At 50.7% G+C, this 11,539-nt stretch carries 9 protein-coding genes; 4 read left to right on the top strand and 5 right to left on the bottom strand.

The window, feature by feature from the left end; genetic code table 11:
- Window positions 1–1,056 (top strand): ferredoxin:protochlorophyllide reductase (ATP-dependent) subunit B (gene bchB, locus R6U67_RS18860; protein WP_410253973.1); only part of this gene is annotated, 1,056 nt, incomplete at its 5' end.
- Window positions 1,057–1,270: 214 nt separating this feature from the next.
- Here the strand turns inward: bchB and nadA are convergent.
- Window positions 1,271–2,239 (bottom strand): quinolinate synthase NadA, encoded by a 969-nt coding sequence (gene nadA, locus R6U67_RS18855; RefSeq protein WP_410253972.1) that lies wholly within the window; start codon window positions 2,237–2,239, stop codon window positions 1,271–1,273.
- A gap of 151 nt (window positions 2,240–2,390) precedes the next feature.
- On the bottom strand, window positions 2,391–3,422 hold the full coding sequence (locus R6U67_RS18850) for a DUF2325 domain-containing protein (protein WP_410253971.1): 1,032 nt from the start codon (window positions 3,420–3,422) through the stop codon (window positions 2,391–2,393).
- A gap of 422 nt (window positions 3,423–3,844) precedes the next feature.
- On the opposite strand from R6U67_RS18850, the gene R6U67_RS18845 reads away from it, so the two are divergent.
- Window positions 3,845–5,119, top strand: a complete 1,275-nt coding sequence (locus R6U67_RS18845) for a leucine-rich repeat domain-containing protein (RefSeq protein WP_410253970.1) — start codon at window positions 3,845–3,847, stop codon at window positions 5,117–5,119.
- A gap of 232 nt (window positions 5,120–5,351) precedes the next feature.
- On the opposite strand, the gene mnmG is transcribed toward R6U67_RS18845, so the two are convergent.
- Window positions 5,352–7,271: a tRNA uridine-5-carboxymethylaminomethyl(34) synthesis enzyme MnmG gene (gene mnmG / locus R6U67_RS18840; RefSeq protein ID WP_410253969.1), complete on the bottom strand. Its 1,920-nt coding sequence runs from the start codon at window positions 7,269–7,271 to the stop codon at window positions 5,352–5,354.
- A gap of 219 nt (window positions 7,272–7,490) precedes the next feature.
- Here mnmG and R6U67_RS18835 point away from each other — a divergent pair, with 219 nt between their 5' ends.
- Window positions 7,491–7,706, top strand: a complete 216-nt coding sequence (locus R6U67_RS18835) for a hypothetical protein (RefSeq protein ID WP_410253968.1) — start codon at window positions 7,491–7,493, stop codon at window positions 7,704–7,706.
- 146 nt (window positions 7,707–7,852) lie between these two features.
- Entirely contained in the window at window positions 7,853–8,392 is a 540-nt protein-coding gene (locus tag R6U67_RS18830; RefSeq protein ID WP_410253967.1) for a Uma2 family endonuclease, read from the top strand.
- A 16-nt stretch (window positions 8,393–8,408) separates the two neighbouring features.
- On the opposite strand, the gene R6U67_RS18825 is transcribed toward R6U67_RS18830, so the two are convergent.
- Together R6U67_RS18825 and R6U67_RS18820 are read right to left on the bottom strand one after the other, a co-directional pair.
- The gene (locus R6U67_RS18825) at window positions 8,409–9,227 is read right to left on the bottom strand and encodes a DUF3598 family protein (RefSeq protein ID WP_410253966.1); all 819 of its coding nucleotides are present in this window, start codon (window positions 9,225–9,227) and stop codon (window positions 8,409–8,411) included.
- Window positions 9,228–9,516: 289 nt separating this feature from the next.
- Window positions 9,517–11,445: a glycoside hydrolase family 10 protein gene (locus R6U67_RS18820; protein WP_410253965.1), complete on the bottom strand. Its 1,929-nt coding sequence runs from the start codon at window positions 11,443–11,445 to the stop codon at window positions 9,517–9,519.
- Window positions 11,446–11,539 lie beyond the last annotated feature (94 nt).

The raw sequence follows: 11,539 nt of genomic DNA, 5'->3' as shown, positions 1-11,539 counted from the left end.
AACGACAAAACCGAGAACCCCTCGGTGAACATCTTGGGAATGTCCACCCTCGGCTTCCACAACCAGCATGATTGCACGGAACTCAAGCGCCTCATGGCCGACTTAGGAATTGAGGTGAATGCGGTTGTTCCCTATAAATCCTCAGTTCATGAACTTAAAAACCTCTCTCGGGCTTGGTTTAACCTCGTTCCTTATCGAGAATTAGGCTTGGGTGCGGCTCAATATCTACAGCAGGAATTTGAGATGCCCGTTGTCGATATTACCCCGATGGGCATCGTAGAAACTGCCCGCTGTATTCGTCAAATTCAAAAGGTATTGCGCGAACAGGGGGCCGATGTCAATTTTGAGGAGTACATTGACAATCAAACTCGCTTTGTCTCCCAAGCGGCCTGGTTCTCCCGTTCGATTGACTGTCAGAACTTGACGGGCAAAAAAGCGGTGGTGTTTGGGGATAATACCCACGCCGCCGCCATGACGAAGATTTTGGCCCGAGAAATGGGGATTCATGTGGTTCTCGCGGGAACCTACTGTAAGTATGATGCAGACTGGTTCCGGGAACAGGTGAGTGAGTATTGTGATGAAGTGTTGATTAGTGAGGATAATGGCGAGATTGGCGATGCGATCGCCCGCTTAGAACCCTCGGCCATTTTCGGCACTCAGATGGAACGCCATGTGGGGAAACGCCTCGATATTCCCTGTGGCGTGATTTCTGCCCCGATTCACATTCAGAACTTCCCCGTCGGCTATACGCCCTATCTCGGCTATGAGGGCGCGAATCAGACGGTGGATCTGATTTACAACTCTTTCACTCTGGGGATGGAAGATCATCTCTTGGAAATCTTCGGCGGCCATGATACGAAAGAAGCCATTACCAAAGGAGTGTCGGCGGATTCGGATCTCGGCTGGAGTAAAGATGGTTTGGCGGAGTTGAACAAAATCCCCGGCTTTGTGCGCGGTAAGGTGAAACGCAATACTGAGAAGTTCGCTCGTGAACGAGGTGTTGACTCGATTACGGCGGAAGTTCTCTATGCTGCCAAAGAATCGGTCGGTGCGTAATTGTCGTGAATCGTGAATAGTTGACAGTTTATTGTTGACAGTTTATTGTTGGCAGTTTATTGCCGCAAAATAGGCGTTATGAAAGGACTACAGGATTCAAAAACGTCCTGTCTGTTGTGGCTAAAAACATGGCTGTCAACGGTTTCCTGTCAACTATCCACAGTTAACTATCCACAGTTAACTATCCACAGTTAACTATCCACGATCGCGCAACCTAGCGACTCATTTCTAACATCCGTTCAATGGGTTTGAGGGCAGCCAGGCGGACATCTTCCGGGAGGGTGATTTCAGGCTGACGCTGTTTCATAGCCAGATAGAGTTTCTCCAGGGTGTTGAGGCGCATATGAGGACATTCATTACAGGCGCAGGTTCCCGTCGGAGGCGCCGCGATGAAGGTTTTACTGGGCATCGCTTTCTGCATTTGGTGGATGATGCCCGGTTCAGTGGCCACAACGAAGGAACTGCGTTGACTCTGTTGAGCGTAGTTCAGCAGGGCCGTGGTTGAACCGATATAGTTAGCGTGACGTAAGACTGGGGGTTCACATTCAGGGTGGGCGATGATTTCAGCTTCTGGATGTTGAACCTGCAATTGCACCAGTTTTTTCTCCGAGAAGTTTTCATGCACGATACAGCTACCATCCCACAGGAGTAACTCACGGCCGGTTTGTTCCATGACGTAACGGCCGAGGTTGCGATCGGGGGCGAAGATAATCGGTTGTTCTGGGGGAATTTGGTTGACGATATCGACGGCGTTGGAACTGGTACAGATGATATCGCTCATGGCTTTGATGGCGGCGGTACAGTTGATGTAGGACACCACCAAATGGTCAGGGTGAGCGGCTTTGAAGGCGGCGAAGGCCTCGGGAGGGCAGCTATCGGCTAGGGAACAGCCGGCCTCTAAGTCGGGGAGAAGGACCAGTTTTTGGGGATTGAGGATTTTGGCGGTTTCCGCCATAAAGTGAACTCCGGCGAAGACAATCACCTCGGCATCGGTGTTAGCGGCTTGGCGAGAGAGGCCGAGGGAGTCACCGATATAGTCGGCGACGTCTTGGATGTCGGGATCTTGGTAGTAATGGGCCAGGATGATGGCGTTGAGATCCTGCTTGAGGGTGGCGATCGCCGCGAAGAGATCGTCAGGAAGTTGGGATTGGCTGGGTTGGGAGAACGGTACGGTCGTAAACACAGTGAAAAAAGATGACGGGATGGGACGTTAACAAAATGTTAACTGAATTATAGTGGGTTTTACCAAAACTCCGTCAAATCTTTCTGAGGGGAGGCAGCCGGAAGAGGGCAACCACAAGGGATTGCCCCTTCGTTGTGTCTGTTGCCGGCTTCTACGCCGTTTTAGAAAACTGACTGGCGAGAAGTTTGGTTTTTAACCCCAGTTCGATCGCCTCTAAGACTCGGGTCATCCCCGTTGTATTGACCATTTCGGGAGTTTTGCCCGCTTTCTGTGCCACCTGCATGGCTTTCTCGGTCAGAGAATGGCTCGCATAGCCGGTAATAATCAGCAGTAGGTCAGCACTATAGATATGGTTTTCGACCTGTTGCGCCATTTGTAACCCTTCCTGGGCTGTGCACCAGACTAACTCTACATTGGAGTCGCGTAGGCGGTTCTTGACGGCGGTGGCGAGGCGATCGTGTCCGCCAAAGACCACGACTTTTCCGGCGAGTTGACTGTAGGGATTGGGGCGTTTTTCCGAGGTTCGATGTCGAGTTCGTGGCTGTACTTCCGAGGGACGTTCGACTCGGGAGCGATTCTCCATCGCCTTATGATAGATAAAGTTGAGGGTCTGTTCGTGGGTTCCCCGCAATCGTGCCACAGGGCCTTCCTCACTCAGAAGGTTAATTCGCTCAATCAGTGCTTCGACGACTTCTTCGAGGGCATCAATGGCTTTTAAGTCGGTGGTGTAGCCTCGTAGTGCGACGGCGACATCTGTGGCGCTAAAGAAGTCATTTTGATCGGAGATGGTTTCAAGCAAGTCTTGCTTGAGCGCGAGTCTCCATTGGTGAGTTTGTTCGGATAACTGTTCGTCTAGGAGACGTTCTTCGTATAAGATGAGTTGGCGATCGACGGTTTGAGCGGCTAACAGGGGGGCATTGTCGAGTTGTTCCTGGATTTCTTTGGCTTTTTGTTCGAGTTTTTGCCGGCCGGTGCTTTCGGGGATGTTTTCGGCTTCGTATTGCCTCAACATGGCTTGCACCTGGTTTAAGAGTGGCTTCAGCTTCGCCTCGATTTCTTTGGTTTTCTCTTCGATCTGCACATCGCGCTGTTGCTGAAGGCGGTTTTCTTCCAACTCGGCTTTCGCCAAGGATAAGAGGCTACTCACCGAATTTTCTAAATTGCCAAGTTCATTAATATCCATAGGTCTGGGTTCTTGAAGGATGAAATTGTCCTGTCGTACCGTTAGAGCCTTTCTCGGGTCGTCTCAGACGGCTCTACCTGGGTTAAGTACGACAGTTATGCTCTCTATGATACGCCTGGATCAACCGGGTTTGTCTGAAGACTCTCTCAATTACAGATCGGTTGGTCTCAGAGACGCTCTAGGGGGTCCTCAGCGGCTTGTAGATCCGGGTGGGGGGGTAAGGTGTTGTTGTCCTTGCTGGCGATCGCCGAGGCTCATCCTCAACGGCGATATCTTAAAATGAAGCTATGCCTTGCCATAGGGTTCGTCATCTCAACTCCCCCAATACCATCTTTAGGAGGCGCTCAGCCGTTACCATCCCCCCCAGGGTGCAACTGGCTTATGACCGCCAAATGCTCACTGTCTTCTGTCTAAGAGAACCCATGACGTCCGAGAATACCCTGGATATCCTGCAATCTACCCTGCGATCGCAGTCGAAAGCCCTCGATCTGTGCGATCGCGGCTTAACCGAACTCCCTCCTGAGATTGGTGAACTGGACCAATTGGTCGCTCTCAGTCTCAGCGGAAATGCCCTACGTTGTCTCCCTCCTCAACTTGAACGGTTGCAAAACCTGAAGTTACTCGATTTAGAGTGGAACGAGTTTGAGGAATTTCCCCGCGAAATTTTAAAACTTAGTCAATTACGAGAACTTTATATTAGTGGAAATCTTCTCCGAGACATTCCAGTCGATCTCAATCAACTTCAATATCTCGAAAAACTTCATGTTAATAACAATCGGCTTCGGGAAATCCCCTCGGGCTTGAGTAAGCTATTTAGCTTGCGAGAATTGTCGTTGCGAGACAATCAACTCAGTCAGATTCCCGACAACTTCTACCGCCTCACCCGTCTGCGTAACCTGTCGCTGCGGCAAAATCGCCTCTCGGAATTTCCCCAAGCCATTTGCAATTTAGAAAATCTGCACAGCCTCTCTCTCAGCCATAATCCGATTGGTGAGGTTTCCTCTGAAATCTCCCGCTTACAATACTTGTCTCAACTGGGATTAGGCTTCAATCAACTTGAACAGCTCCCTGCCGAAATTTACCATTTAAAGCAGTTAAAACGACTGTATCTCAATGACAATCAGCTTCGAGATTTGCCTGCCGAAATTGGTCATCTAACGGCATTGACTGAGTTGTATTTATACAACAACCAAATCGAAACATTACCCGATGAAATTTGTCAGCTCAAAGACTTGCAAATTTTGTCGATTAGTGGTAATAAATTGCAAGATTTGCCGCCTTGTTTAGCGGAACTTTCGGAGTTGAACTCCTTAGCCGTGAGTAGCAATGCCTTTCGTGATTTTCCGGCGGCGATCGCACAACTCCATCAATTGCAAGAATTGGCGTTAGGGGGTAATAAATTTAACAGATTTCCCCGAGAGATTTTGCAGTTGAAACAGCTAAAAAACTTAGCCCTTTGGGATAACCCCATCGGTACTCTGCCTGGGGAGATCACCCAATTGCAAGAGTTAGAAATCCTCAATGTCCGCAATACACAATTAAATCAGTTACCGGCGGATTTAGCCCAAATGCCGAAGCTGAAATATCTCTATGTAGACAACAATCCCCTAACTAGCTTGCCCAATGATGTCGTTGAAGCTGGGAGTGAGGCGGTTCTCGCCTATCAGAAAGTGCAGCCAGAACCGCCGCCCAGATAAGCCACGCTCCCGGATTTCCCCGTGTCATCGGTCAAACTTCATGAATCAAACTCGGCCCAAGTCAGAAATTAAGGGTCTTCTGGGTTTAGGGTAATCAGGAGAATTTATGGCAGATTACATCCGTTGCTGTCGGGGCATAACCCACCCCTACCCCTCCTGGGAGGGGATTTTTCGCCCCGACAATTGGGTATACCATGCAACAAATTCCGCCCGATATCCAGAAGACCCGAAATTAACGGCTAGTTGTTGCCGCCGCCTGTTTACGATTACGGGTTTCCAGGAAAATCAAGAGGGCATTGATATCCGCTGGATTGACACCGCCAATGCGGTTCGCCTGACCGACGGTAACCGGGCGAACTTTCATGAGTTTTTCCCGAGACTCTTTCGAGAGGGTTTCAATGGCATCATAGTCTAAATCCACCGGTAGCGGTCGATTGGCTTCCCGACTCACTTGGTCAATTTGCCGTTGTTGCCGTTGCAGATAGCCGGAGTATTTGATGTCAATTTCGGCCCCTTCCCGTTCGGCTGTGGTTAACTGCCGATTCCCGAGTCCCAAACGGTCTAAATCGAGATAATGGAACTTGGGACGACGCAATAAATCCGAGAGGGTGACGGACCCTTTAATCCCTTGACCGGTTTCAGCAATGATTTGTTGGCCAATCTCATCATGACCCTTGACGCGATTGTCTTGCAGACGTTGTTTTTCGGCGGCGATATTGGCTTGTTTGCGTTGGAAGAGTTGCCAGCGGCGATCGTCAATGAGGCCAATTTCGCGTCCTAGGGGGGTTAGACGGCGATCGGCGTTATCCGATCGCAACACCAAGCGATATTCCGAGCGCGAGGTTAACATACGATAGGGTTCCCGCAACTCTTTCGTACAAAGGTCATCAATCAGAGTTCCCAGATAACTCTCCTCGCGAGGGAAGACAATCATCTCCTGACCCCGGACAAAGCGGGCCGCGTTAATCCCGGCCACAATTCCCTGGGCCGCCGCCTCTTCATAGCCGGTGGTTCCATTGATTTGTCCGGCGCAAAATAGCCCCTCAACTCGTTTTGTCATCAAGGTGGGGAAACATTGGGTGGCCGGGAGATAGTCATACTCGACCGCATAGGCGGGACGCAACATGACGCAGTTTTCCATCCCCGGTAACGTCCGCAACATCTGCACTTGCAAGCGTTCCGGGAGTCCCGTGGAGAACCCTTGAATATACAATTCCGGGAAATCTCGCCCTTCGGGTTCAATGAAAATTTGATGACTGGGTTTGTCAGCAAAGCGGACAATTTTATCCTCGATACTCGGACAGTAGCGAGGCCCTTTGGCATCCACCCAGCCGCCATAGACGGGGGACAGATGTAGGTTGTCCTGAATGATTTTATGGGTTGCGGCAGTGGTTCGGGTTAGATAGCAGTTGACTTGTTCCCGTTGAACCCATGCTTCGGGGTCAAAACTAAACCAGCGTACCTCCTCATCGGGGGGTTGCGGTTCCATTTGGCTATAATCCACGGACCGTTTGTCTACACGGGCTGGTGTCCCTGTTTTGAGGCGATCGGTCTCAAACCCCAATTTTTGCAATGTTTCCGTTAAACCCACCGCCGCGAACTCCCCAGCCCGTCCTGCGGGCATGGATTTGTTGCCGACCCAAATCACCCCACCGAGGAAGGTTCCGGTGGTGAGAATGACGGTTTTACAGCGGAAGGCGACGCCGAAATAGGTTTGTACGCCGATGATTTCGTCGTTTTTGCCCAACACCAAATCTGTCACCATCCCTTCTCGGACGGCTAAATTTTCCTGATTTTCGACAATTTGGCGCATCACGGCGGCATATTCCCGTTTATCCGTTTGCGCCCGTAACGCCCAAACGGCGGGGCCTCGGGAGGCGTTGAGGACGCGCTTTTGTAGGTAGGTGCGATCGGCCATTTTGCCGATTTCGCCGCCGAGGGCATCCACTTCATGCACCAGTTGCGACTTCGCTGGGGCGCCAACGGCCGGATTACAGGGTTGCCAGGCGATTTTGTCTAAATTCAGGGTTAATAGCAGGGTACGGCAACCGAGACGGGCTGTAGCGAGGGCAGCATCACATCCGGCGTGTCCTGCACCCACCACTACCACGTCAAATTCGTCTTGGAATTCTACGGCAGTTTCGAGGGTCATGGGGGTTGGCTTAAGCTGATGGGTCAATTGATCATTGTAGCGTGTCAACTACCTGACGCTGACACGTGTCTTCGCTAACGGGACAGCCCGGGCTTCCAATAGCTCTTACGTCCAATAGCTCTTACGTCGATCGCAGAAGACAAGTTGCAGAAGACATCAATGGGTAAATTAGCTTAAAATGGAATACGCTTGAACTTGCTGCCTTAATCATAGAGGACGATGATGACACCCCAAAATTTTGCAGATATTTTGGACTCTGCCGATCGCTTGTCTGTCGAAGAGCAAGAAGATTTGATTCGTATTTTGCAAAATCGCCTCCGCGATCGCAACAGAGCCGATCGCATTCGGGATGTTAATGAAGCACAAAATGAGTTTTTTGAAGGAAAATGTTCCCCGGCGACTCCTCAGGAACTGATGAAGGAAATTCTTTCATGACATTTACGTGGATACAAAACCTGGACAGGGCAACCACAAGGGATTGCCCCTACGGCCAGGGTTCCACTTTTTGATAAACTCCTCTGATTACCACCAATCCTGAAAACCCGAGATTTTGGTCATTTTTCATTATATTTGGTCATTATATGTCCCAGTTACTCACCTCCATGTCTCTGACGGAATTTTTGGCTCAAGCCAATCTTGAGTCGTCTCCGGCCTGGGAACTCATTGAGGGGCGAGTTGTTCAAAAACCGATGCCCACTCTGTTTCATTCACGGCTGCAACGCAATCTCGTTAACTACATCAATGAGCGCACGGATGAGTTCGAGGCCATACAAGAGTTACGTTGTATTATTCCGCCCTATTCACCGGTTCCGGATATTGTGGTTATTGCTGGGGAACGCCTGTCTGATGAGGATGGCCCCTTCCAGGGCGCTCCAGATTGGTTGATTGAAATTCGCTCCTCCGACCAAAGTACGTTAGACTTACAAACTAAGATTATTCACTGTCTCGCCAAGGGTACAAAATTGGCTTGGTTGATTGATTTTCATCATGAGCAAGTTTGGGTCTGGCAGGGTGATAGTTTACCCATTATTTGTTCGGGAGATGATGTTTTGCCAAGTTATAATTTGGGTTTTGAAGTCACCGTCAACGCGGTGGTGGCGATGACTCAAAATAAACAGTAATTGTTCAAGAAAGTTTCTAGTCTGTGGTTTTTTCTTCGATAATTTGGGTCGAACTCACCCATTGCCCAGTGGCGTCATAATTGCGTAATAAGCGTGCGCGTACTCCGTCGCCGAGTCGCCAGCCAATTTCGAGGAAAAAGGGCTGTTGGCGGGGAATTTTGAGGGGACAGAGACAGGATGCGCCGTCGGGGAGGAGGAGGAGTTGTCGGGGTTCACTAGCGCGGTTGAAGAGAATGCAATTTCCGTCGATTTCTCCGGTTGAGGATAATTGCCAGGTTGATGTGGTTAATGACTGCTGAAGTTGATTTCCCTCACGACTGATACTCAGATGACTTTCATAGGAGTCAGGAGGGCGAAAATCGGGGTATTCTGTTGTTACCGTTCCCCGCCATTGGCCAATCAGTTCATCGACGGTTAAGGGGGTGGATTCGGGGATGTCCACCCCATCGAGGACTTCACGAATGAGGGTTCCGCCGCTAAATTCCCCGTTTTTAAACAGTTGTACCAGTCGCAGCCGCCGTTGGTTATGAATCAATCCCTGTTCGGCACCAAAGTCGGCGATGGGGGAAAATTGCACGGAACCAAAGGAAAAGTAGCCCGTTTCAAAAAAGAGGATATTTCGTCCTAGGGTGCGATAGGTGAGTTCAATTGGCTGGGGTTCAGGTTCGCCTGGGGGATATTTAAAGACCTTTTGCTGAACACAACCATTGTCTTCGACGCCTTCTAGGGTGACGCGGGTGGGGATATCTTTGAAGAGATTTCCTTGAGGTGAAAATTGGCTAAATGACCCTCGCCAATCGCCTAGGTTTTTGAGAAATCGCTGCCATTGGTTCATGTTGATATAGCAAAAGTTGGTCTGAATAGTACAAAAAATAGGGGATAAGAAGGCAAGAGGCAAGAGGCAAAAGGCAAAAGAAGGGAACACCGAAACTGGGAACACCGGAACTGGGAGCACCGGAACTGGGAGGAAGAAGGAAAGAGGTAGGGAATTCTCTCCCAGCTCAGAGTGTCCTAAGCCAATCTTCGATTGCTATACTCAACTTTTTTGTCACAAATTTTGCTAAAAAAGTTGTTAAAGCGATTGACAAAACTAACATTTTATAGTCAAAAAACTTGGTCAAAAATTAGTTTGCTAAGCGTCGTTCCCCGTAGGCGAGGAGTTCTTCGATCGCCTGAAGACGATGTTCCCAAGTGTCAACTTGATAGGTATTGTTGACGCGATGGAGACTTAGCCATTGGGGCAATCCTTGTTGTAGCTGATCGAGGCGATCGCGCGTCACGACCACTTGCGCTCGACTGGGTTGTTCGGCAAGCTGTTCTAAGGCTTCAACAAAGGCGCGATCGCTCGCTTGCCAAAGGCGCAATTTCTCATCATCAATCCACAACTGTTCAGCCGCTAAAATGAACTGCCATTCTGATTTCAGGGCGCGATGTCGGTCGAGGGCAGCTTTGAAGGGTTGACGGTAGGGAATCGGTTGGGCAACATTATTTTCCCCGTGGGTTTGTTGCAAAATCTCTTTTAAGTTATCTACGAGTCGTTCAGCAGCAAACAGTGCATAACCACTGGTGGGTAAATCGCGAATCAACTGCATTTGATCAACAGCAACGATATCAGCCAAATCATGGAGTTTCACCGAGGGAACCAACAACGCTCCTGGCGGTATATCGGCCAACATTGGAGTCATCAGTCGTCCGAGACGATTGGTATCAGCGGCGTAGGTCATGGGGACGATGACATCGATGATACCGGCTTCAATCCAGCTTTCCCAGTCTTGTTGGATTTTATGGGTGCGATCGTGGCGGGATTGGGGAAACACCGCCGCTGAGAGAATCAACTCGGGGTTACGGCGTTGTAGAAGTTCATGAACGTCGCCGACAAAGGTTGTAATTTGGTTAACTCGGAATTGCGTCCACCGGTTCCAAAGGTCAACTTGATTGGGGGAGAGGGTGATGGGATCGACTCCCGTTAAGTCCTGAAACCGCGATCGCCCGGCTTCGCCATAGCCATAACTGCGTTCAGCACTGGGGTCTTGGAAGGGATAGCGGATATAGTCGAGTTGAATCCCGTCCACGTCGTAATTCAGGACAATCTCATCGATGATGCGGATGAGATACCAGCGGGCCTCGAGGTTGGCTGGATCGAGGAAGGTTTTGCGGGACCCCCGATGACGGATGTCACCGCGATGGTCAAGGTTAGCCCATTGGGGATGGTCGTCGAGAATGGGGCCAAGGAAGCTGGAAGACTGCCCCAGGAGGCGGTTATGGGCTTCGTTACCCACGGCAAACGTCCACACCCAAGCATGGAGTTCCATACCCCGTTCCCGCGCCAATTCAATGGCGGCTTGCAGGGGGTCCCAGCCTTCAGTGAGGGGATTTTGGGAATTGGTGATTTGACTGGGGTAGATGGGATAGCCGGCGTTGAGGGTTTCAAAGAAAACCGTGTTAATCCCGGCCCGGGCCAAGCGGTCAAAGAGGGGTTCTAGGCCGGCTTTGGACCCGGCGGCTACGATGGTGCCGCGATCGAGCCAGATTGAACGCACTTCTGGGGCGCTGTTGCGGGGGCGATCGTTGGGATAACTCTGCCACAGTTGCGATCGCGCCTCTAGCCATCGCGATCGCGCCTCGCCATAATGCTGTTGTCGCACTAACTCAGGAAAGTCCCGCAAGAGGGTTTTGGCCGCCGCCACTCGCGCCCCGTCATCATAGCCCAGGCCAACTCCATCTCCCCCAGCATCTAAGGCTTGAAGGGCAACATCCCCTAAGTTTCCCAAAGTTTGGGCTGCAATCAAAGCACTCTCGACTCGTCCGAGGAGTTGGCTGAGTTCTTGCTGCATCCGCAGGGCAATGGTAGCGTCAATGGGGGCATCTCCGGCTTCCACGACCAAGCCAGGAGGGGCGGTTTCTGAGGCTGGGTCACGAATCTCGCCATCGTTCTGAGTCCTCTCAACGGTGGTCGGTTGGCTGTGAACCGGTAGGGGAAGCAGTAGCGGTAGGGCCAGAAAAAACAGGGGCAGCGATCGCCGTGACAGCCGCCGTAGTAAGGCGTTGACCATAATGGTATTCCTTGTCGGGTGTGAGGAGGGTGCGAATGGAAAAGCTAGCCGAATTTTAACCAATTTTGGCCAACTCAGCTTAACGCGGTGTTTC

It is taken from the genome of Sodalinema sp. (genome assembly GCF_046483825.1).
Lineage (GTDB): Bacteria > Cyanobacteriota > Cyanobacteriia > Cyanobacteriales > Geitlerinemataceae > Sodalinema.
This window is presented reverse-complemented; position numbering and strand designations above follow the sequence as displayed.